Here is a 21,488-nt window from a genome sequence, read left to right as displayed (position 1 = left end):
TCCGACAAGTCTCGGCCGTCTCACGCAGCGCCTATAGAATATCTGATGTTACTCTTCAATGCGGCCGGCGAACCCGCTCATGAATAGTTATAACAATACCATCATCTGGTTCGTGCGTCTGGGACTCGTCCTGCTGACGACCGTCGCGTTTTTTCCGGCTCTCGAGGCGGGGTTCATCACCTGGGACGACCCGGCCATGGTTCTCGATAATCCCTATTTTCACGATCTTTCGCCGACATCACTCCTGAAGTTGTTCTCACAACCGTACATGACGGTGTATCAACCCCTGACCGTCCTCTCGCTCGCCGTTCAATTCCGCGTCGCGGGCATGGACCCGTTCTTCTTCCATCTGGGCAACCTCCTGCTCCACATCGCGAACGTGCTGCTGGCCCTCGAACTGTCGCGCAGACTCGGCTTGCGCCTCACCTGGGCGTGCGCCGCCGCCGCGCTCTTCGCCGTTCATCCGGGCCGCGTCGAGTCCGTGGCCTGGATCACGGAGCGAAAAGACGTCCTGTTCGCCTTTTTCTACCTCCTCGGACTGCATCTGCAGCTTGCCGGCCCGGACACGAAGGCGCCGCGCCTCCGGCTGTCGGTCACCCTCTGCGTTCTCCTCAGCCTCCTGTCGAAACCGACGGCGATCTCGTTTCCTTTTGTCCTGGCGGTTTTGAACCATTTCAAGAACACCGGTACCGTCCTCGAAACCATGAAGCAATGCCGATTTCTTTTTATCATCATCGGCATCGTCGGAATCATCGCCGTGTCGGGAGCCGCGGCGGAACCGCAACGGAATCAGTATCACGACGCGGCCGACAGCGGCGTCGCCGACCGGATCGGACGCGTTTTCATCGCCACCGGCGCCCTTTTCCGCTGCGTGGCGGTTCCGATCGACATTCCCCTGTTCATTCCCTATGTTCCTCCCGGGCAGTGGCCTCCCCAAGCGCTTTCCTGGGGCATCGCCTCAGCGCTCTTCTGCGCCCTTCTCGTCGCTTCCCGCAAAGCACCTCTCCGATACTGCGGCCTGCTCTTTTTCCCGGTCGCCCTTCTGCCCGTGAGCGCAGGCATTTTTTTTCACGGCCTTGGTCAGTTTTTCACGGCCTCCTGGCATGCGTATCTTCCGGCATTCGGCCTGTTTTTGTGCGTTGCCGATGCGCTTCAGTCCGCCAGCGCCTTTCTCCGCGAACGCAAGATGCTGATCTGGGAAACGGTGTTGCTGGCCGCTGCGCTCTGCGCAGGCTCGTGGATGGCGCACGAAACCGCCCTCAGATGCGCTTTTTATCAAGACGCGATCACGTTCTGGAACGAAGTCGTCAGGCAGACGCCCCATTACATCGCCTTCAACAACCGCGGGATGGCGCAGTTCCTGGCTGGCGATGCCGAAAACGCCCGCTCGGATTTCCGCATCGTCACGAGGCTTCAGCCGCGCTACGCCAGGGGCTGGGTTCATCTCGCCGCCGCCGAACTCTCCCTCGGACGGCCCAACGATGCCCGGGCGATCCTCGAAAAAGCCGTGGCGGAATGGCCGGGCGAACCGATGATTCACGACTATCTCGGCCTGATCGCCGCGGGCGCCTCCCGGACGGCCGAGGCCGTCGCCCATTATTCCGAAGCCCTGCGCCTCGACCCGGGATACGTCGCCAGCCTGAACAACCGCGCCGCCCTCTACCTGAGGACCGGCGAAGTCGGGAAGGCCATCGCCGACCTGGACGCCGCTCTCCGGATCAAGCCGGGAGATATGCGGCTGAGGAATCTCCGAAATTCTATCGTTTCAGGTATATCTCGAGGCGGAGGCGACTGAGGGCCCGGTTTCGCCGGTCGTTCAATGGTGGGGATTCTTCGACACCAGCGACAGAGCTTTGATGACAGCCTGCTCGGCAAGGAGCCGGTTGTTCGCATCGGCCAGAAACACGTCGGGCGGCATGAACGCGTCGTATTTGCCCCCGACCCAGTATTTGGGCGGCAGGCTGTTGAGAGCGAGAGCGACGGTGTCGAGCACGCAGTCGTGACACTCGCACATCTCCCAGCGCTCGATCATGCCCTTGATCACGTCGAGAATCAGCGGCAGCCACATGTTTTCGAGGCGGGAAAAGTCGTATCGGTTCAGGGGAGGGTGTTCATAATTGATCATATCGGCATCCCTTCCGGCTCCACGGCGACGTTGTCGACCAAGGCCGGCATCTCGGCAGGCTCAAGGACGCGTTGCCCGGGGAATGATACATCGTACACCACGACCTGCGCCGAACGCACGCCGTTGTAATCGTTGGCATCGACGCTGAAGACGAGGTCGCACACCCCGTCCGTCACCTGATCGACGTCGAGAAGCTTGCCGAGCCCGAAGCCGATTCCGAAGACGGCAGCGCCGGAGCTTTTCCGGAACTTGAATCGCAAATGACTCCTGGTCTCGCCGACTTTTCGTATTTCGTAGAACGGGATGCGCCGAGCGACGAAGAGAGGCGCGGGGTTGTCGATTCCGAACGGCGCGAACTTCAGGAGATCGGCCAGGAGCGACTCATTGACAATGTCGATGGACACCTCGGCGTCGATCAGCCATTCCGCCTGGAGATCGGCCTCGGATATCCCTTCCGCCGCGTAGGCACGAAGCGCACGTCTCAGGAGTTCGATGTTGTTCAGCGCGACGGTAAGCCCCGCCGCTCCCACATGACCGCCGTATTTCTCGAGATGCGGGGCCCCCGCATGGAGGGCGTTCATCATGTTCACGTTCTTGAAACTGCGCGCCGAGCCGAGCCATCGGCCGTGGTCCTCGAGCAGGACGATCACGGGTCTGCAAAACTCGAGCATGAGCCTCGTCGCCACGATGCCGGTAACGCCCTGGTTGGGGAACGGCGCCGCGACGAGGAGCAGCTTGTCCTGCCGCACGTCGTTCTGGCGAAGCAGGTGCTCACGGACATTCCGGTATCCTTCCTCGGCGAGTTTCTTCCGCTCGATGTTCAGCTCGAACAGTTCCCGCGCCAGTTCTCTCGCCCGGTCGGGAGAATCCGTTGTCAGCAGATCGACGGCGATCTGGGCGGTGCGAAGACGCCCGGACGAGTTCAGGATTGGCGCGATGTTGAAGCTGATGTCGCGCTCGCTCACCTGCCGCTGCCGCCAGCCGAGCAGGGTATACAATTCCAGCAGACCGAGGCGTTTCGTGTTCGAGACGAATTTGAGCCCCATCTGGGCCATGGTCCGGTTCTCACCCCGCATCGGAACCATGTCAGCCACCGTTCCGATGGTCAGGATGTCCAGGGCTCTCTGCCAGAGGGACCGGACGCCCGTATCCTGCGCCTCCATGAGTTTCAGATACATCACCACGAGGCGCCGTGCCCCGCCGACGTCGGTCGGAAGAGAAAACGCCGACGTCAGCCGCTGCTTGTCGGGAGACGGGATGTCCGGCAGCACCATCTCGGCGAGCGTGGTCAGGCAGAGCTGCCCCGACCGCCCGTCGCTCATCGGCAGTTTTTTGAGTTCGGGAAGCAACTCGACGATCTGCCGCCGCTCCTCCGGGCTGAAAAAAAGGATCGTGGCGCCCTGCATCGCCCCCAGGTTGACGTGCTTCAAGCGAACGAACCCTTCGCGCGGATGAAAGCGGAGAACGTCGATCTCGGGGCCGTCCAGGTCGAACGCGATGAGGGGCCGCCCCATGCCCTTGCCGAGCGCGAGTTCGAGGGCCAGGGCGAGCTTCAAGGAAACCCCGACGCCGGCCATGTCCTTCTGGGGATACACCGTTCCGGGGAGTTTCGGGTCGATCAGCGCAACGGCCCTGGGGAGAACGGCCGGCGGCTCGTGGTGATCGGTCACGATCACGTCGATGCCCAACTGCCTCGCATACTCGACCTCATCGACGTTTCCGATGCCGCAGTCGACGGTGATGATGAGCCCGACCCCGTCGCGTTTCGCGGTGTCGAGATAATCGCGGTTCAGCCCGTATCCGTCCTCGATGACCGGAATCGTGCAGTCGGCGCGTTCGGTGTACCGTTTCAGAGTCTCGAGCAGAAGGACGGTGGATGTGATCCCGTCCACATCGCGGTCTCCGTAGACCCGGATGCTTTCGTCACGTTCTATAGCAAAAACAATACGATCGACGGCGCGGCAGATGCCGTCGAGCAGAAAGGGGGTCGCAAGCGTCCGGCTGCGGGGTTCGAAATACCTCTCGATCGAAGCCTCGTCCTTCATGCCGCGATTCCAGAGAATGCGCAGCAATAACGACGGGAACCCCGTCCGGCGAGCCAGCGCCTCGATGCCGGCCTCGTCCGCCTCGATCAATTTCCAGTGACGTATCATGAATACCCCAGCCCGAGAATGGATTCGACGGTCTTCTCATCCTGCAGCACTTCAATGAAGGCGGCGACGATCTTGGGATCGAACTGCGTTCCGGCGCATTTCAGCAGTTCCTGCACGGCTTGTTCCTTCGGGACGACGTTTCTGTACGCACGCTTGCTGGTCATCGCATCCCACGAGTCGGCGACACAGACGATGCGCGCGAGAAGAGGGATGGCGTCACCGCTCAGGCCGTCGGGATAGCCCTTTCCGTCGAAGCGTTCGTGATGGTGCTTGATCAGGGGCACCTTCTCCTTGAGGAAACTGGCCGGTTCGATGATGTTCGCGCCCCGGACCGGGTGGGTCTTGATGAGCTCATATTCGTCGGGGGTCAGCCGAGCGGGCTTGTTGATGATGTTTTCCGAGATGCCGATCTTTCCGATGTCGTGGAGAAGAGCCCCGATCTGGAGGTTCTTGATCGCTTCGGGCTTCAGCCCCATGCGCCGGCCGATCTCGACGGAAAACGCCGCGACGCGTTCGCTGTGGCCGCGCGTGTATGCATCTTTCGCGTCGAGGGAGTTCGCGAGGGCGCGCACGGCCGACAGGTAGCTAGCCTCGAGGTCTTCGTACAGCTTGGCGTTGTGAAGGGCGATCGAGATCTGCGACGCAAGCGTCACGAGCAGACTCAGATCGTTGTCGTCGAAAATCTCGCCCGAGAGTTTTTCGGAAACCGACAGCACGCCGATCGCGTGTTCCTTTACGATGAGGGGGACGCAGAGCGAACTGCGGCCGCTCGGCGCGGAGGAGTCCTGCGGGGTGTCGGACGGCAGGTCGTTGATCATCAGCGGTTCGCACTTCGCGAACACCTTCCCGGCGATCCCGTCTCCGATTTCGATCGGTCGGACGGCATACTCGGGGCTCAGGCCGCGGTGAACCCTCACGTGCAGCTTTCCCGTCATCTCGTCGTACAGGATGAGCGATATGGAACGGACGCCGCCGAGCACGCGCGACGTCTGGTCGACGACCATCTCGAGTAGTCGTTGTATATCAAGCACAACGCTAAGGTTCCTGCCGATATCGTGCAGGGTGTTCAACTCGAGGATCTTGCGGTTCAGGTCCTGATAGAACCGGCCGTTCTTGATCGCGATGCCGCTCTGCGTCGCCAGCGTTTCGAGAAGCGCCTGATCGTCGCTCGTGAAGGGCTCCCCCGAAATTTTGTTGCTGGCTGACAGCACGCCGACGACCTCGTCGCCGATCTTGAGGGGCACGCAGAGCGAACTCCGCGGAATTCGGGCCACCTCGAGTTTTCTGGAATCGCCCTCCGGCACGTCGTTGATGATCACCGGTTCGCCGGAGATGCACACCCGCGCCGCAACGCCGTCGCCGATCGGAACTCGCCGCGTGGGGGGAAGCAGGCCGACGTCGAGCCCCTTCGCGACCCGCACCATGAACTCGTTCGTTCGCCTGTCGATGAGCATCAGCGAGCAGCGTTTGACGCCGCCGAGGATCGATATCGCCGTATCGACGATGCGCTCGTACAGCTGGTCAAGGTTCAGGACGGAATTGATCGCCCGGGCGGCCTGGTGCAGGGTCGAGAGTTCGAACACTCGCCGGTCGAGCGCGCCGTTCTTCTGCCGCAGATCTTCGAGATGCAGACCGATCGTTTCGGACATGCGGTTGAACGCGGTCACCAGCGCGACCAGCTCGGAATCGCCGCCCACGTCGATGCGGGCTCCCGTCAGATCGCCGGCGGAAATACGCTCGGCCGCATCGAGCAGAACCTTGACGGGCCGGACGATCAGCGAGGACAGATACCATGCCCAGAAAAAGGCGACCAGAGCCATCAGCAGCGCCAGCACAAGATTGTCGAACACGACGGCCGAGCGGGAGCGCTCCAGATCGGCCATCGAGAACGTGAAACGCAGATACCCCACGGCCTCCTGCTGGCCGGGTGTCTTGATCGGCTTCTGCACGATGAACGTCGGAGGCAGCTTGAGAGAGCCATCGTGGCGCTCGCGCCAGCCCTGATCGGCGAACGCGATCTCCTGCAATTGTTTGTCCAGGATCGCGACCGAGACGATCTCGTTCCCCGGCAGTTCCGGAGAGGTGATTTTCTTGGCAAGATCGTTCAACCCGCCCGTGTCATGCGTCATGATCATGCGCGGGAGGATGCCCTCCAGCGTTTTGCTGAGCCGCTGGCTCTCCCTGGACACGTGGTCCCCGGCGGCGTCGTTGAGCCGGTTGAGTTCGAACCAGGTGGCGATGGCCAGCACGGCGAACACGAGAGCGATATTGAAGATGAAGATCCGGTATTTCAGATCGAGACCGACGGAACTGGTACCAGCGCTCATGAATCAATCACCTCGGCATTCGTTGTCTGCGCTGGGGTGCCGTCGCCTGCGCCACTTCCCCGGTCCGGGGTCCCCGCAGACGCGCCGGCGGCCGGCACCTGGATTTCCCGGTGCAGGAACACGACCATCGCCTCGACCATCGCCTGGAGCGCCTGCCAGGGCGGCTGGGGAATGGCCGTCCCGGCGCCGCCCGGACATGCGGCCCGATGGGCGGCAAGGAACGAAGCCGGCGCCTCGCCGGGATTTCTCGACAGATAGGTGATTCCGGCGGGAAACCGGGACGTCGTCGAACCGAAGTTCGTCGTCACGAACGCTTTCCCGTCGACCCAGGAGATGAGCGTGCAGTGGGGCCTGGGGCGGACTTCCGATTGGAGTATGAGCAGGAGCGCCGTATTGTCAGGCGCTGCAAGCGCCGTTCCCGCCGCCTCGAACAGCGGCATTTCGAGAAGAGGCATCCGGACGTCGGATATCGTGACGAAGCCGTGTTCCGACTGCCATCGCGCCTCTTCACCCCTGACGTCACCGCTGATTGCCGGCTGGACGACTCCTGCGCGAAGCGGCTCGACGACCAGTTTCGGCAGTTTGCGGCCGGAACCGGCGGGATGGAAAACCGAAAACTTCGACGGAAGCGGCTGAAGCCACCCCGAGATGAGGAAAAACGCGCACCCGTGCAACGGCACGCTCCACCACGCGAAGGGGGCGTGGGGGCGCGTCAGCAGCCAGCCAAGCCAGAGAGCGCCGGCAAGATACGCCCACACGGCGCGTTTGAACAGGGCAGCGCCACCGTACGACGGCAACCGCGGAGCGATGTAGGTTCTGATGGTATAGAGGCATCGCGCGGCATGAATGAACAGAAGCGCCGGAAAGACATACCGGACCCACGCGTACGCGGCCGGCTCAGGAGCGCGAGCGACGAGGAAGATCGCCGCCAGGCTCGTCGCTGTCGCAATCGACAGCGCTCGCCAGGGTAATCGTAACCGGGAAAGCGCGCGCCGGCCTTCTTCGGTGATCTGGACGTCGTCCCAGCCGCGCCTCGTATCGAGGTCGATCCGGCCGAGAACGTAGGCATTCATCGCATCTCCCAGGAAGACCGGGGCGAGCAGGAATGCATGGAACAGCTGTCGCCAGAAGCCATCGACCCACCCGGTGCGGGTCAGGAAAATCCATGCGGCCAGCACGCCGGCCATCGTCGAGAAATTGCTGCCGATACCGAGCGTGAGTGTTGCCGTGATCTTATCCGCCGGTGATGCCGGTGCGGCGGAGGCGGCCCGAGGCTCTGGACTCATGATGTTCCATGGTATCACTACCCGTGACAATTTGCATCGATTGCAAGCCCGCTTTTTCAGACCTTCGCCATTCGCCATTTTCTCGCCGATGCGGAAGGTCCGCCGCGATGAAATTCCCGCTTTTCGCATTTCCCCACTTGAAGTCCGGATGGAAGTGTGCTAGGATACCGGCACGTTCCACGGGGCGTAGCGCAGTTGGTAGCGCGCATGGTTCGGGACCATGAAGTCGCTGGTTCGAGTCCAGTCGCCCCGACCGGACAAATCCGCCCGGCTTTCCAGCCGGGCGGATTTTTTCGTCGTTCGGCATGATGCCTTTGCCGTACCAGCATGATTGTGGTACCATCCAGCGACACTCTGGAAACCCAAGGAGACGGACATGACTCTACGCTCCCATCAAAATGCGCATCGGATGTGCATCTGCGCAGTCGCGCTTCTTTTCGCAACCATCGCCCTGGCCTCCTGGGCAATGCCGATCAGGGTCATCGGGAAAGTCGAATCGCTGTATCGTGACCGGGCTTCGATACGCATCCTTGAGGTGCCGAACGCCGCATCGGCCCCGGCCCAACTGGCTGTCGGCAACTATGTCAGCTTCAACCTGCCGAGCGCCAAGCAGCAGAGCCGTCCGAAGCGGCCGATCCAGTATGGCAACGTCATTCTCGTCGATCTCGCCGGCAACGTCGCCACAGAGTATGCCGACGAGACCGCCGTTGCGACCGATTCGCAGGTCATGATCTGGAACGCCCTGTATGCCGAACGCGTCAAGAACCCCAAGCAGTATCTTCCCGAAGAGGAAGGCGGCAAAAAGGGGAAAAAGGACAGGAAGGACAAAAAGAAGCGGGAGAAGGAACAGCCTCAGATCTGGACGCAGGAAGAATCCGTCCGGGCAAAGGTCGTTCTCAAGAAGAATCGCGTGTATCTCAAGGAAGACCATCTGAGACCCCGCGATCTCGGTCTCGACGTTCTCGACCCGGTCTGGTGCGAGAAGCTGACTCCCCTCCAGAACCAGCAGGTCGTCGTCTACGGCACGACCCACCGCGTCAGCGCGGCATCGGGAACGATGGAGATCAAGAACGTCATCAAGATCTATCCCAAGTAATATCGTATTCGAAAAACAGCCGCCGCCCGGTCTCTTCCATGGAGCCGGGCGGCGGTTCGTTTCGGATCAGCCTTTTCGGAATCCCAGGAGGAAGCCGGCGGCGAATGCCCCGGCAAACGGGAAATTGTAGGTGAACACCGACATCAGTCCCATCCAGATCTGTTGCAAACCGCTGTCCGGCACGGTCTGCCGGATTTTGTCCCAGTCGACGGTCACATACTGATTGTAGGCCAGGTATTGGATGGCGATGAAGACGGTTCCGACGACCAGCGCGGCCATCTTCGCGAACTTTTTCAGCGTGAATCCGACGCACCAGCCGGCAATTCCGCCGAACCCGAGGGTGGTGATCGCGAAGTTCACTTCCGGCGGCAACTGCGAGAAAAAGCCCGAACCATCGGCGGGTCCCGATGCGACCGCGCCCCCCGTTCCGGCCGCCCACGCATCGGCGGCGACGAGCACCACCAAAGCGACGGCAGCGCCGATCCGTCCAGCCGCGCCTCGTGTCATTTCGTTCCCTCGGCTCCGATCAAGGACAGGAAGTCGCGTACCCGGTACAGGCCGTTCTGCGTGCCGACCCACAAATGGGCTCCCTGGATCGCGAGGGCGGTTATCTGGTTTGATTTTATATCGCTCAGTTTACCTTCGAGATCGACCCACGTCGCGTCGCGCAGAACCGCAACACCGCGGTTCGTGCCGATCACCAGCCCCGCATCGCCCGGCAGAACCGCCAGCGACGTCACGAGGTTTCCCGGCAAGGGACTGTTTCCGGGCATCGTCTCTTCGACGATGTTGTTGCCCCGCTGGACCCACTCCTTGTGCGCCGCGTTGTAGTTCGTCCAGGCCATGCCCATGTCGGTGATCGACACGCCGGACGTCGTTCCGATCGCCATCATTCCCTTGTATGGGACGATGGTCGTGATGTTGTTGCCGATCAGCTGACAGGTGGGCGGGTTCGCCTTCACGTCGACGAGCGAGTTTCCCATGACCGTCTTCGCCGGCCCGCTGTGGTTGATGAACATCTGGCCGTTGAGCTGGGCCATGCCGAGCTGCAGCCCGACCCAGACGTTCCCCTTCCCGTCGAAGCCGACGGTCGTGGCCTCATCGCTGGTCAGGCCGGCGTTCTCCTTGCCGAAGGCCTGAAACTGTCCGCCCGTCGAGTATTCGAGGCCGTGCGCCGTCGCGACGGCCATCTGCGCGTCTTTCGCGGCGACCGACCGGGCGCGGGAGCCCGACATGACCTGGCCCCAGTTTTTCCCGTCGTACCGGGTCACCCCATTGTCGGTGCCGATCAGAATGTAACTGCCCGCGGCGGCGAGAGAGGTGATCTCGTTCGAACCGAGCGAGTTCGTGTTCTTCGTGACGTGGACCTGCCAGTTCACCCCGTCGTATCTGGCGACGCCGCTTTTCGTGCCGACCCAGATCTGGTTGCCGAACACGGCCAGGGCGGTGATGACGTCATGCGGAAGCCCGTCGGCCGCGCCGAACCGGTCGATCTTCGGAGCGGCGGGGCCCGCCGCGGGCTGTTTGTTCCCACAGCCGGTGCAAAGCGTCAGGGAGATCAGCGCAATGACTGCCAGGAAGAGTCCCGCGGCACGCGTCATCTTCGATTTCACTCGTTCAGTCCCTCCTCGGGCCGACAGACTCGGGTCCGTCAGGCAATGCGAACGGGCTCAACGATACCAGAGGCCGCACCCGCCGGTCAAGGGGCAAATCGGCATGGGAAGCCGCTTGACGTCCCCGGTTGCCGGTGCTAGACTTCGTCGGTTCGCGGAGGGACCGATCAGGACATGACGAAAGAACACAAAAAGCCGCAGTTGACCTTTTACCCGATGGCCGAGCGCCACAACCTCGTAAAGCGCTCCGATTTCGGGGCGGCCCCGGACCGGCCGGCCTCCGTGCAGGGTCTCCTGGACTGCATTCCCTCGATCCACGCCGGGAAAACCGTTCGCCAGGCCATCGACGCGATCGTCGCCGCCCGCAGAAATGGCAGGCCGGTTCTGCTGGGAATGGGCGCCCACGTCGTCAAGTGCGGCCTCGCTCCGCTGCTGATACGCCTGGTCGAAGCGAAGATCGTCACCGGCATAGCCCTCAATGGCGCGGGATCGATCCATGATTTCGAACTAGCCGCGTTCGGCGAAACCTCCGAAGACGTCGGCAAGGAACTCGCGCGCGGCCGGTTCGGCTTCGTCGAGGAAACCGGCGCCTGGATGGGAAAGGCTATCCATCAGGGAGCGGCGGCGGGTCACGGCCTTGGACGCAGCCTGTATGAGGCGATGAACACCTCGCAGGAGCGGTTTCCCTACCGCCACGAAAGTCTCCTCTGGCAGTGCGGAAAACACGGAATTCCCTGCACCGTCCATGTCGCCATCGGAACCGATTTCATCCACCTCCATCCCGCGGTCGACGGCGCCAGCCTCGGCGCGACGAGTTTCCGCGATTTCGAGATCGTCTGCGACCAGGTCGGCGACCTCGAGGGCGGCGTCTACTGGAACCTCGGCTCCGCCGTCGTCCTGCCCGAAGTGTTTCTGAAGGCCGTTTCCAGGGCACACAACCTCGGCAGGCATCTCCAGGGTCTGACGACGATCGACATGGACATGCTGATCCAGTATCGCGCGACGACCAACGTCGTGAAGCGGCCGAGCATCGGCGTCGGCCAGGGCTTCCACATCACCGGCCATCACGAGATCATGGTTCCCCTCGTCTCGCTGGCTCTCCTCGAAAGGCTCGCCAACAGATGATCACACGCGCCCGTCTCAAGAGCGTCCTCGCGAAGTTTTCCAGGCTTCATATCGCCGTGCTCGGCGACGTCATGCTCGATGAGTTCGTCTGGGGAAAGGTCGAGCGCATCTCCCCCGAAGCCCCCGTTCCGATCGTCCAGATCAAGCGCGAGACCTGGCGCCCCGGCGGCGCGGCGAACGTCGCAAGCAACCTGGTCGCCCTCGGCGCGAAGGCCGACATCTGCGGCATCATCGGCGACGACGGCGCGGGAAGGCGCCTCACCGAGGCACTGAACGCCGAACGAATCGGAACGTCCGGCCTCATCGCCGACTCCGGCCGCCGGACGACCGTGAAGACGCGCGTTCTCGGCCAGAACCAGCAGATGCTCCGCATCGACCGCGAGTATACCGACCCGATCGACTACCAGTGCCAGAAGAACCTCGCGAGCGAGCTCTGGAAAAAAGCCCCCGATCTGAGCGGCGTGATCGTGTCGGATTACGCCAAAGGCGTCGTCGTCGCCGAACTCCTGAGCCAGGTCATCGAACGATTCAAGGGCGCCGGGAAACCCGTCACGATCGACCCGAGGCCGAAAAACGGACCGTTATATAAAGGTGCATCCATTATCACGCCCAACACCCGCGAGGCCGAGGAACTGCTCGGGCGCAAGTTCGAGAACGAGGCCGACGTCATCAAGGCCGGGCTCGACCTGGTCAAGCAACTCAGGCTCGACGCGGCGCTCATCACGCGGGGCGAGCATGGCATGAGCCTGTTCGAGAAGGGCAGGCAGCCGATGACGATCCCAACCCGTGCGCTCGAGGTGTTCGACGTGACGGGCGCCGGCGACACGGTCATCGCGGCCTTCAGCCTCGCCCTCGCTGCCGGAAGCCCCATGGCCGAGGCCGCCGAGATCGCGAACCTGGCGGCGGGCGTCGTCGTCGGCATCGTCGGCACCGCCACGGCCACTCCCAAAGCCGTTCTCGACCACTACGACCGCATCAATATGCAGCCCGTCGAAAACGGGCTGAACGCGTAAAAGGACCCCCGACGACGATGACCACCCAGTCTCAAGCCTCCTTCTGGGAAGCGGATCTCGCAGCTCTCGTTCGCACGCTCGGAAGCGCATCGCCCGCGCTGAGCGAGTCGTTCGCGCGCGCCGCCGCCCTCCTGTGCGAGTCTCTTTCCGGGGGCGGCCAGGTCCTCGCCTGCGGGAACGGCGGGTCGGCCGCCGATGTCGAGCACATGATCGGCGAACTCACCGGCCGGTTCCTCTACGACCGCCCGCCGCTGGCCGGCGTCGCCCTGACCTGCGGGTCGGCCGCCATCACGGCGATCGGCAACGATTACGGCTACGAAGAAATCTTTCGTCGCCAGGTGCTCGCGCTCGGCCGCCGGGGCGACGTCCTCGTCGGCATTTCCACGAGCGGCACCTCGAAGAACGTCGTCAGGGCGATCGAAGCCGCCCACGAGAAAGGCATGAAGGTCGTCGCCCTGACCGGCCCCGCCGATTCGGCGATCTCGGCGATCGCCGATGTCACCCTCCGGGCGCCGAGTCCCGAGACGCCGCGCATCCAGGAAGTCCACGCCGCACTCATTCATAGCCTCTGCCGCGCCGTCGAGACGACGTTGTTCCCGGAAAAGGCCAAGCCCGCCATGCCTTCGAACCGCATTCTGAGCGGAAGCGAGATCGACCGTCTCGCGACGGCCGCCGCAGCGGCGAAGCTTCGCATGGTGTTCACGAACGGCTGCTTCGACATCCTCCATCCCGGCCACGTGGCGCTCCTCCAGGCCGCGCGTGCCGAGGGCGATTTCCTCGTCCTCGGGCTGAACACCGACGATTCGATCAGGCGCCTGAAAGGCCCGACCCGGCCGTTTCACACGTTCGAAGACCGCGCCTCCGTCCTGGCGGCGCTCTCCTGCGTCGATTACGTCATCGGCTTCGACGAAGACACGCCGCTCGAGTTGATCAGGCGCATCGTTCCGAAGGTCCTGGTCAAGGGCGGCGATTACACGCGCGACACGATCGTCGGCGCCGACGTCGTCGAGGCGGCGGGCGGCCGCGTGGTCGTGTATCCGCTCGTCGAGGGCCATTCCACCACGAGGATCCTGAACGGCAATGGGCGCTGAACGCACGTATTCCGTCCTCGGCGTCGTTCCCGCTCGTCTCGCCTCGACGCGGCTCCCCGAGAAAATGCTCGCCGACGTCGCGGGCAAGCCCCTGATCGTGCGCACGGCCATCGCCGCCGCCGAAAGCGGCGCGTTCGACCGGGTAATCGTCGCGACCGACAGCGAGCGCATCGTCGCGGCCGTCACGGCCGCCGGCTTCGAGGCACGGATGACCGATCCGGCCCTCCCGTCCGGGACCGCCCGCACCGCCGTCATATCTAATGATATACAATACGACGTCTACGTCAACGTCCAGGGCGACGAACCGCTCATCGACGCCGAAGGGCTGAAGCGGCTCACGGCGTCGTTTGCCGATCCCGACGTCGACATGGCGACCCTGTGGTATCCGCTGGCCGACGCAGATCGCGACAACCCGAACGCGGTGAAAGTCGTCGCCGACGCCCACGAAAACGCGCTCTTCTTCTCGCGCAGCCTGATCCCCTACCCCCGTAACGGCGAGGGGTTCGCGCCGCGTAAACATATCGGCGTCTATGGTTACAGGCGCGACACGCTTCGCCGCCTCGTTTCCCTGCCGCCGTGCGATCTCGAGAGAATCGAGAGTCTCGAACAACTCCGCGCACTGTATCATGGAGTCCGCATCCGTCTCGTGGCCGCTTCGCGTGAGACCCTCGGCGTCGACACCGGCGCCGACCTCGAGCGCGTCAGGGCCGTCTTCGAAGGGAGGCTTCGCTGATGTCACGCTTCGTTTTCGTCACAGGCGGTGTTCTGTCGTCGCTCGGCAAGGGCATTACGGCCGCGTCGCTCGGCTGTCTGCTGAAGGCGCGCGGGTTCAAGGTCACGATCATGAAGTGCGACCCGTATCTGAACGTCGACCCGGGAACCATGAGCCCCTACCAGCACGGCGAGGTGTTCGTGACCGAGGACGGCGCCGAGACGGACCTCGATCTCGGCCATTACGAGCGGTTCATCGACGTCAACCTGACCCGGTATAACAGCATCACCACCGGCCAGGTCTACTCGCAGGTCATCGCGAAGGAGCGCCGCGGCGACTACCTTGGCGCGACGGTCCAGGTCATCCCTCATATAACGAATGCGATAAAAGAGATGATCACCCGCGTCGCCCACATCAACGACGCCGACTTCACGATCGTCGAGGTCGGCGGAACGGTCGGCGACATCGAGGGCCAGCCGTATCTCGAAGCGATCCGCCAGATGCGAAACGACATCGGCCGCGACAAGGTCTGCTACGTCCACGTGACGTTCATCCCGTATTCGAAGGTGATCGGCGAGATGAAGACGAAGCCGACCCAGCATTCGGTCCGCGAGATGCGCGCCGACGGCCTTTCCCCCGATATCATCGTCTGTCGCACGCAGAAACAGCTCACGGCCGACGCCCGCGCCAAGATTTCCCTGTTCTGCGACATCGATCCCGACCATGTTCTCGAAGCGCGCGACGTTGACTGCCTCTACGAAATCCCCCTGCTGATGGAAGAGCAGAAACTCGCCGACCTCGTCCTGCGGAAAATGCGCCTCGAAGACAAGGCCCAGCCGCCGGCGCCGGCGCTCGAAGCATGGAAACAGACGATCGTCGACCCGTTCCGGCGCAAGAAACCGGCGAAGGTCCGCATCGGCATCGTCGGCAAATACACGAGAATCGCCGATGCCTACCTGAGCGTCGTCGAGTCGCTCATCCATGCCTCTCTTCCGCACGAGGAGGCGGGTCTCGAACTCGTCTGGGTCTCGGCGGAACAGCTCGAGCAGGAAGGCGCGGAGCGGCATCTCGCCGGTCTTCACGGGGTCCTGGTGCCAGGCGGGTTCGGCGACCGCGGAACGGAAGGCAAGATCCAGGCGATCCAGTACTGCCGCGAACGGAAGGTCCCGTTTTTTGGAATATGTCTCGGTATGCAATGTGCCGTCATCGAGTTCGCGCGCAACGTCGCCGGTCTCAAGGATGCGCATTCGAGCGAACTCGTGCCGGAAACGCCCCACCCCGTCATCAGCCTCATGCCCGACCAGGACGGCGTTCTCAAGGGCGGAACGATGCGGCTCGGCACGTATCCCTGCCGGCTCGCCGAGGGAACGCGGGCAGAACGCATGTATGGCACGACGCTCGTCTACGAGCGCCACCGCCACCGGTTCGAGGTGAACAACGAGTACCGTGCGAGGCTTGCGGGACGCGGGCTGACCATCTGCGGCGCCAGCCCCGACCAGCGGCTCGTCGAGATGGTCGAACTGCCGGACCATCCCTTTTTCGTGGCATGCCAGTTCCATCCCGAGTTCAAGTCGAGGCCCGGCAAGCCCCACCCGCTGTTCGCCGGCTTTTTCGACGCGGCAGCCGCGAAGCGGGCCGAGGAGAAGTGACGCGCATGGCATCGTCGAACACGTTCAGCATCCGCGGACATGCTGGGAACGCCCCGTTCTTCGTCATCGCCGGCCCCTGCGTGCTTCAGAGCACCGAAGAGGCGCTCCTCATCGCCGGCACCCTGAAAAAGGTCGCCGCAAGCCTCGGACTGCCGGCGATTTTCAAGGCAAGTTTCGACAAGGCGAACCGCACGTCGGGCGAAGGCCATCGGGGCCCCGGCATCGACGCGGGCCTCGCGGCGCTCGCCGAGATCAAGGCACGAACCGGCCTCCCGGTCCTGACCGACATCCATCTGCCCGAGCAGGCGGTGCCGGCCGCCGAAGTCTGCGACGTCCTCCAGATCCCGGCCTTCCTGTGCCGCCAGACCGATCTCCTCCAGGCCGCGGCGGCGGCCGCGCACTGCATCAACGTCAAGAAGGGGCAGTTTCTCTCGCCCTGGGACACGCGTCATATCGTGGCCAAAATAAAAACTGTGCGCGCCGACGCGGAGGTCGTGCTCACCGAGCGCGGAAGCTCGTTCGGCTACGGCAACCTCGTCGTCGACATGCGCAGCTTCCCGATCATGAGACAGTGGGCCGACGCGGTCGTGTTCGATGCGACGCACTCCCTGCAGCTGCCGGGCGCCGCGGGCGATCGCACCGGGGGCCAGCGCGAGTATATCCCGTGCCTATCACGGGCGGCGATGGCCACGGGCAACATCGACGGCGTCTTCCTCGAAATTCACCCCGAGCCGGCCCGGTCGCCGTCAGACGCCGACAACATCCTGCCGCTCGACCGGCTCGAGCCCCTGTTGAAGCAGCTTCTGGCCATTCGCAAAACCGTCCTGGCCGAAGCCCACGACGTCATTTCCCTGTAGAAGCGGGCGCTTTCGGCATCTCCGTGCCGGTGACTTCCTTGATGCCGGCAAGTTCCTCTTCGAGCGAGGCGAAGCCCTTGCCGATGACCCGTCGCGCGTCGGTCACGATGATGAACGCCGCGGGATCGAGCTGGTAGACGAGCTCCTCGAGCTGCGGCAGCTGGTTGCGCCTGACTGCCGTCAGCAGCACGTCGACCGGCTTGTTCGAGTAGGCGCCGCGGCCGTTCAGATACGTGACGCCGCGATGCAACTCCTCGATGATGCCCCAGCAAATCGTCTCGGCCTGTTTTGACATGATCAGCACCTGCCGGTAGTCGCCTGAACCCTCCATCACCCGGTCGATCGTCTGGCTGACGATGAAGGATTTGATCAGGGCATACAGCGCCAGGTTCGGCCCGTACACCAGCGCCGCGACGGCGAGAACCACCGCGTCGCTCCAGAGGAACGTCGTGCCGACCGGCACGCCCTTGAACTTCATCAGCAACTGCGCCAGGATGTCCGTCCCGCCGAGCGTCGCCCCACCCTTGAAGATCAGCGCCCCGCCGATGCCCGTCAGCACGCCGCCGTAGACGCACGCGAGCATCGGGTCTTCGGCCAGTCGTGAGACATGGAGCCACGAGATGAGAATGTCGAGCAGGGCACCCTGGAGCAGGATCGTGACGATGGTCTTGCCGCCCGCCTTGATGCCGACATACCGTCCCTGAATGCCGATCAACAGGATATTGCAGACGATGACGAACAGGCCGATGGGAATCCCCATGCTATGATACAGCACCGTTCCGAGGCCGACGAGTCCGCTGGGCACGATATGGTTCGGCACGAGGAAAAACGCCTGCGACACCGTCGCCAGGAGGATTCCCGCGCCGATCGACACGATATTGTTCAACGTTACGTTCCGGCTCATAGGCTCTCCGTGGGGTATGATCAGATGCTGCGACGTGACGGGGCGCATCGGTCGGCGCCCATAGCCCCGAGTCCGAGAAACCGTCGGGGGTTGTCTTCCGTGAGGCGCCGGATATCCGTTTTCAGGAACTTCACGGGCGCCCAGAAAATGCGGCGGGCGCCTTTTGTATACCATTCGATATAACTCTTCTCGGACCAGAGGAACCGGCCCATGTACCAGTCGGTGCCGTACAGCATGCGGTCCTGGATCAGGGGGGTCCGCATCACGCGGAGCATGTTCGCGAAGTAGCGTCCCGGCTGCCAGAACATCTCGGCGTCGAACGAGATGTCCGAATACAGGTTCGGCCACCGCGGCATCATCCGCATGATGCGCTGCTGCCAGGCCGTTCCGGTCCGATCAAAATGGGCGAGATTCAGCACGAGCTCAGGGAACCGCTCCAGGACCGGCTCCCAGTGTTCCGGCGCGGCCAGGTCGTAGTATCCGGCGTGACCGGGCAGCCCGCCATTCTCGCAGTGCGTCGTCACCGGAATGCGGTGTTTCTCACAATACGCAAAGATCGCGCGAAGCCCCTCATCATCGGGGTAAAAGCCCATGACGGGATACACCTTCACCCCGAAGAACCGCTTCGATTCGAGATGTCCGATGACGAGATCCGTCACGCCCGGCCGGCGCGGGTCGGCGCCGATGAACGGCATCAGTCTCCGCCGTCCCGAAGCGGCGTTCACCGCATCGACGGCGGCGAGCGTATCCGCGATCTGGTCGCCCCATTCCTTGACCGCCCGTTCCGGATACGCGGAGTCGAACGCCATATCGACCATGAGCGGGGTCGCGAGCTCAACACCGGCTTCATCCATCTCGGAAACGAGCCGCCGCGCGATTCCGGTCATGTCGAGATGCGCGAATCCGAGCCAGGTTTCGAGCCGCACGCCGGGCATCAGAACGGCGCGAACGAGCTTGAACAGCAGCTTCTGCCGCTCGTTTTGCATGTCGAGAAGGAATTTCCGCCGGAATCCGAGCGGGATGCAGTCGAGTGAGAAGATGTGGCAGTGGCAGTTGATGATCATCTGGGGGTGTCACTTCCCGCCGGGCTGAACCGGGGGTTCGAGATGCTGAGTCGGGCTCGCCGGCAGCGACGGGGTGGCCGTCTGTGGTTCGCCGGAAGCGCCCAGTTCGTTCAGAAGCGATGCCATCGCCATGTTCCCCGATGAAACGGCCGCCCGCCACGGCGTCTGGCCGAGACTGTCCTTTGCCGTCAGGCTCGCCCCGTATTTCACCAGCAGTCGAACGAGTTCCTCCTGCTGTTTATCCGCGAGAACCGCCGCATGCAGCGGAGTGACATTCACGAAATTCACCGCATTCACCGGAGCACCGGCATTCATCAGGACGAGCGCGACCTCCGCGGCCCCGGTTTCCGGGGCTTCGGCGGCGAGGTGGAGCGGCGTGTTCCCCTTCGCATCCCGTGCGGCTACGAGTGCTCCGCGCGCGATCAGGAGGGACGCCGCCGAAGCGTTTCCGAACCGCGCGGCATAATGGAGGGGAGAAAGGCCGATTCCATCTATAGAGTTAATTATATCCGGACCAGAGGCGAGAAGATCGACGAGGGCCGTCCTGTCACGCTCGCTCATCTCGGGATTCTCGAAGGCGAACTGAAGCGGTGTTCTCCCGTCCTCCGTCCGCGCATCGGGGTCTGCGCCGGCACCGATGAGCTGCCGTGCCACCTCCGCATGGCCGCGAACGGCGGCGTAATGCAGCGGTGTCAGGAGCGTCGCAGTTTTCGCCCTCACCAGGCGGCTGTCGCTCGCAAGCAGGGCGGCGACGGAGGCCGTGTTCCCGGTGGCGGCGGCCTCATGGATCTCGGCGGCCCCGAGGGCCGATCCGGCGAGAACTCCACAGACGACGGCAAGGTTCCGCAGCAGGCTGGCGCGCATCTCGATTCATCCTTATCGGGCAGGTTGGATTCAACGTGCGAACACTGTATCACACCCGCAACAGGCGCGCCATCCGCGCCGTTTTCCGGGGGCATCGCTACCGGTTGCGGGGAGGGCGCGGCAGGAGTAAACTTTACCCAGAATGAGCGGTCGGCCCTGTCGGGCCGGGCGAAGAACCATCGAGGGAGGGAATCATGGAAATCAAATTCGGCACTTCCGGCTGGCGCGACGTCATCGCCGACGGCTTCACGTTCGAGAACGTCCGGGTCTGCACGCAGGCGATCGCCGACCATCTCAAGGCCAACGGCAAGACCGGCGGCGTCGTGATCGGCAGCGACACACGGTTCCTTTCGCAGAAGTTCATGGAAACGGCAGCCCGGGTGCTGGCGGCAAACGGCATCAAGGCATTCCTCTGCGTTCGCGACACGCCGACGCCGGTGATCAGCTTTGAACTGCTGCGCCGCAAGGCCGCCGGCGGCGTCAATTTCACGGCCAGCCACAATCCGCCTGAATACCAGGGCCTCAAGTTTTCCCCCGACTGGGGCGGCCCGGCGCTGCCCGAGACGACCGGCGACATCGAGAAGCGGGCCAACGCCCTGATGAAAAGCGGCCCGGTGCATGACCTCGACCTGGCGACGGCGCTTCAGAAAGGGCTGATCGAGAAGATCGACCCGATGGAAACCTATCTCGCCGATCTCCGCAAGAAGGTCGATCTGGCAGCCATCAAAAAAGCGAAGTTGAAAGTGCTGGTGAACCCCCTGTACGGAACCGCCCGCGGGTATCTCGACGCACTCCTGCGCGAAGCCGGCTGCGAGGTAACGGTCATGAACGACCGGCTCGACCCGTATTTTGGCGGCCAGCCGCCCGAGCCGTCGGAAAGCCATATTCCCGACATGATCGCGATGATGCGAACGGGGAAGTTCGATCTCGGCCTCGCGACCGACGGAGATGCCGACAGGTTCGGCATTCTCGGCCCCGATGCGCGGTTCTACGAGCCGAACCAGGTTCTCGGCATGTTGCTCGATCACCTCAAGACGACGCGGAAGTGGCCCGGCGGCGTTGCCCGCTCGGTCGCCACGACCCACCTCGTCGATGCCGTGGCGCGGCATCACAAGCTCGAGGTGTTCGAAACGCCGGTAGGGTTCAAGTTCATCGGTGACCTGATCAGCAAGGATAAGATCATCATGGGCGGCGAGGAGTCGGCCGGCCTGACGATCCGGGGCCACGTTCCCGAAAAGGACGGCATCATCGCCTGCCTGCTCGTGGCCGAGATGGTCGCCGTGCGCGGCAAGCCCATCCACAAGATCCTCGACGAGCTGTACACCAAGGTCGGTACGTATCTGACCCGACGCATCAATGTCAAGCTGACGACCGCCGAAAAAGAGCGCGCGGTCGAAAACCTGAAGACTTCGCCGGCCGAGATCGCCGGCTTGAAGGTCGTGAAAACCGTGAAAATCGACGGCACCAAGTTCCTGCTCGAAAACGATAGCTGGGTGTTGATGCGGTTCTCCGGCACCGAGCCGGTCGTCAGATACTACGCGGAAGCCCGCGACGCCGAGACGCTCGACAGGCTCTGCAGCTACGGGGAAAAGCTGCTGCGCGGCTGAGA

General features: G+C 63.2%; 18 protein-coding genes and 1 tRNA gene. 10 read left to right on the top strand and 9 right to left on the bottom strand.

Annotated elements, in window-relative coordinates:
- The first annotated feature begins 79 nt into the window (after positions 1-79).
- Positions 80-1,795 carry a tetratricopeptide repeat protein gene (locus PLU72_00695; protein HOT26671.1) on the top strand — a complete coding sequence of 572 codons (1,716 nt, stop codon included), beginning with the start codon at positions 80-82 and terminating at the stop codon, positions 1,793-1,795.
- A 21-nt stretch (positions 1,796-1,816) separates the two neighbouring features.
- Here the strand turns inward: PLU72_00695 and PLU72_00690 are convergent, their stop codons facing one another.
- Genes PLU72_00690 through PLU72_00675 form a run of 4 tightly spaced genes read right to left on the bottom strand, consistent with a single transcriptional unit; the run spans position 1,817 to position 7,891 of the window.
- On the bottom strand, positions 1,817-2,125 hold the full coding sequence (locus tag PLU72_00690) for a late competence development ComFB family protein (protein ID HOT26670.1): 309 nt from the start codon (positions 2,123-2,125) through the stop codon (positions 1,817-1,819).
- The gene (gene recJ / locus PLU72_00685) at positions 2,122-4,278 is read right to left on the bottom strand and encodes a single-stranded-DNA-specific exonuclease RecJ (protein ID HOT26669.1); all 2,157 of its coding nucleotides are present in this window, start codon (positions 4,276-4,278) and stop codon (positions 2,122-2,124) included. The genes PLU72_00690 and recJ overlap by 4 nt, the downstream gene beginning before the upstream one ends.
- Positions 4,275-6,605 (bottom strand): GAF domain-containing protein, encoded by a 2,331-nt coding sequence (locus PLU72_00680; protein HOT26668.1) that lies wholly within the window; start codon positions 6,603-6,605, stop codon positions 4,275-4,277. Before PLU72_00680 ends, recJ begins: the two co-directional genes overlap by 4 nt.
- Entirely contained in the window at positions 6,602-7,891 is a 1,290-nt protein-coding gene (locus PLU72_00675; GenBank protein HOT26667.1) for a hypothetical protein, read from the bottom strand. The genes PLU72_00680 and PLU72_00675 overlap by 4 nt, the downstream gene beginning before the upstream one ends.
- Positions 7,892-8,071: 180 nt before the next feature.
- Between PLU72_00675 and PLU72_00670 the strand changes: the two genes are divergently transcribed.
- Positions 8,072-8,144: transfer RNA gene (locus PLU72_00670), tRNA-Pro, on the top strand.
- A gap of 123 nt (positions 8,145-8,267) precedes the next feature.
- Complete coding sequence (locus PLU72_00665) at positions 8,268-8,987, top strand: hypothetical protein (protein ID HOT26666.1); 720 nt, start codon at positions 8,268-8,270, stop codon at positions 8,985-8,987.
- Positions 8,988-9,053: 66 nt separating this feature from the next.
- Here PLU72_00665 and PLU72_00660 read toward each other — a convergent pair whose 3' ends face one another.
- Together PLU72_00660 and PLU72_00655 are read right to left on the bottom strand one after the other, a co-directional pair.
- A complete protein-coding gene (locus tag PLU72_00660) occupies positions 9,054-9,494 on the bottom strand; it encodes an FUN14 domain-containing protein (GenBank protein ID HOT26665.1) in 441 nt (146 codons plus the stop codon).
- Complete coding sequence (locus PLU72_00655) at positions 9,491-10,600, bottom strand: hypothetical protein (GenBank protein ID HOT26664.1); 1,110 nt, start codon at positions 10,598-10,600, stop codon at positions 9,491-9,493. The genes PLU72_00660 and PLU72_00655 overlap by 4 nt, the downstream gene beginning before the upstream one ends.
- A gap of 174 nt (positions 10,601-10,774) precedes the next feature.
- Here PLU72_00655 and PLU72_00650 point away from each other — a divergent pair, with 174 nt between their 5' ends.
- The 6 genes from PLU72_00650 to kdsA are packed head-to-tail and all read left to right on the top strand — an operon-like array spanning position 10,775 to position 17,047.
- Entirely contained in the window at positions 10,775-11,725 is a 951-nt protein-coding gene (locus PLU72_00650) for a hypothetical protein (protein HOT26663.1), read from the top strand.
- Positions 11,722-12,738, top strand: a complete 1,017-nt coding sequence (rfaE1, locus tag PLU72_00645) for a D-glycero-beta-D-manno-heptose-7-phosphate kinase (protein ID HOT26662.1) — start codon at positions 11,722-11,724, stop codon at positions 12,736-12,738. Before PLU72_00650 ends, rfaE1 begins: the two co-directional genes overlap by 4 nt.
- Positions 12,739-12,755: 17 nt before the next feature.
- Positions 12,756-13,829 (top strand): D-glycero-beta-D-manno-heptose 1-phosphate adenylyltransferase, encoded by a 1,074-nt coding sequence (gene rfaE2, locus PLU72_00640; GenBank protein ID HOT26661.1) that lies wholly within the window; start codon positions 12,756-12,758, stop codon positions 13,827-13,829.
- Positions 13,819-14,562, top strand: a complete 744-nt coding sequence (gene kdsB / locus PLU72_00635; GenBank protein ID HOT26660.1) for a 3-deoxy-manno-octulosonate cytidylyltransferase — start codon at positions 13,819-13,821, stop codon at positions 14,560-14,562. Before rfaE2 ends, kdsB begins: the two co-directional genes overlap by 11 nt.
- Positions 14,562-16,190, top strand: a complete 1,629-nt coding sequence (locus PLU72_00630; protein ID HOT26659.1) for a CTP synthase — start codon at positions 14,562-14,564, stop codon at positions 16,188-16,190. Before kdsB ends, PLU72_00630 begins: the two co-directional genes overlap by 1 nt.
- A gap of 5 nt (positions 16,191-16,195) precedes the next feature.
- Positions 16,196-17,047 carry a 3-deoxy-8-phosphooctulonate synthase gene (gene kdsA, locus PLU72_00625; GenBank protein HOT26658.1) on the top strand — a complete coding sequence of 284 codons (852 nt, stop codon included), beginning with the start codon at positions 16,196-16,198 and terminating at the stop codon, positions 17,045-17,047.
- On the opposite strand, the gene PLU72_00620 is transcribed toward kdsA, so the two are convergent.
- From PLU72_00620 to PLU72_00610, 3 genes are read right to left on the bottom strand one after another with little or no spacing between them, the layout of a single operon-like run.
- Positions 17,034-17,951 (bottom strand): YitT family protein, encoded by a 918-nt coding sequence (locus tag PLU72_00620; protein ID HOT26657.1) that lies wholly within the window; start codon positions 17,949-17,951, stop codon positions 17,034-17,036. The two genes, kdsA and PLU72_00620, sit on opposite strands and share 14 nt — an antisense overlap.
- 20 nt (positions 17,952-17,971) lie before the next feature.
- Complete coding sequence (locus PLU72_00615) at positions 17,972-19,015, bottom strand: amidohydrolase family protein (protein HOT26656.1); 1,044 nt, start codon at positions 19,013-19,015, stop codon at positions 17,972-17,974.
- Positions 19,016-19,024: 9 nt separating this feature from the next.
- The gene (locus PLU72_00610; GenBank protein ID HOT26655.1) at positions 19,025-19,879 is read right to left on the bottom strand and encodes an ankyrin repeat domain-containing protein; all 855 of its coding nucleotides are present in this window, start codon (positions 19,877-19,879) and stop codon (positions 19,025-19,027) included.
- A gap of 191 nt (positions 19,880-20,070) precedes the next feature.
- Here PLU72_00610 and PLU72_00605 point away from each other — a divergent pair, with 191 nt between their 5' ends.
- The gene (locus tag PLU72_00605) at positions 20,071-21,486 is read left to right on the top strand and encodes a phosphoglucomutase/phosphomannomutase family protein (protein HOT26654.1); all 1,416 of its coding nucleotides are present in this window, start codon (positions 20,071-20,073) and stop codon (positions 21,484-21,486) included.
- Positions 21,487-21,488 lie beyond the last annotated feature (2 nt).

Source organism: Candidatus Ozemobacteraceae bacterium (genome assembly GCA_035373905.1).
In the GTDB taxonomy this organism is placed as follows: domain Bacteria; phylum Muiribacteriota; class Ozemobacteria; order Ozemobacterales; family Ozemobacteraceae; genus MWAR01.
Note: the sequence above shows the minus strand (reverse complement) of the source record. Positions and strands in the feature narration are given on the sequence as shown.

Excerpts from the sequence above, each read along its gene's own strand:
- PLU72_00695 (HOT26671.1), top strand. The coding sequence starts at position 80 with ATGAATAGTTATAACAATACCATCATCTGGTTCGTGCGTCTGGGACTC.
- PLU72_00690 (HOT26670.1), bottom strand. The coding sequence starts at position 2,125 with ATGATCAATTATGAACACCCTCCCCTGAACCGATACGACTTTTCCCGC.
- recJ (HOT26669.1), bottom strand. The coding sequence starts at position 4,278 with ATGATACGTCACTGGAAATTGATCGAGGCGGACGAGGCCGGCATCGAG.
- PLU72_00680 (HOT26668.1), bottom strand. The coding sequence starts at position 6,605 with ATGAGCGCTGGTACCAGTTCCGTCGGTCTCGATCTGAAATACCGGATC.
- PLU72_00675 (HOT26667.1), bottom strand. The coding sequence starts at position 7,891 with ATGAGTCCAGAGCCTCGGGCCGCCTCCGCCGCACCGGCATCACCGGCG.
- PLU72_00665 (HOT26666.1), top strand. The coding sequence starts at position 8,268 with ATGACTCTACGCTCCCATCAAAATGCGCATCGGATGTGCATCTGCGCA.
- PLU72_00660 (HOT26665.1), bottom strand. The coding sequence starts at position 9,494 with ATGACACGAGGCGCGGCTGGACGGATCGGCGCTGCCGTCGCTTTGGTG.
- PLU72_00650 (HOT26663.1), top strand. The coding sequence starts at position 10,775 with ATGACGAAAGAACACAAAAAGCCGCAGTTGACCTTTTACCCGATGGCC.
- rfaE1 (HOT26662.1), top strand. The coding sequence starts at position 11,722 with ATGATCACACGCGCCCGTCTCAAGAGCGTCCTCGCGAAGTTTTCCAGG.
- rfaE2 (HOT26661.1), top strand. The coding sequence starts at position 12,756 with ATGACCACCCAGTCTCAAGCCTCCTTCTGGGAAGCGGATCTCGCAGCT.
- kdsB (HOT26660.1), top strand. The coding sequence starts at position 13,819 with ATGGGCGCTGAACGCACGTATTCCGTCCTCGGCGTCGTTCCCGCTCGT.
- PLU72_00630 (HOT26659.1), top strand. The coding sequence starts at position 14,562 with ATGTCACGCTTCGTTTTCGTCACAGGCGGTGTTCTGTCGTCGCTCGGC.
- kdsA (HOT26658.1), top strand. The coding sequence starts at position 16,196 with ATGGCATCGTCGAACACGTTCAGCATCCGCGGACATGCTGGGAACGCC.
- PLU72_00620 (HOT26657.1), bottom strand. The coding sequence starts at position 17,951 with ATGAGCCGGAACGTAACGTTGAACAATATCGTGTCGATCGGCGCGGGA.
- PLU72_00615 (HOT26656.1), bottom strand. The coding sequence starts at position 19,015 with ATGATCATCAACTGCCACTGCCACATCTTCTCACTCGACTGCATCCCG.
- PLU72_00610 (HOT26655.1), bottom strand. The coding sequence starts at position 19,879 with ATGCGCGCCAGCCTGCTGCGGAACCTTGCCGTCGTCTGTGGAGTTCTC.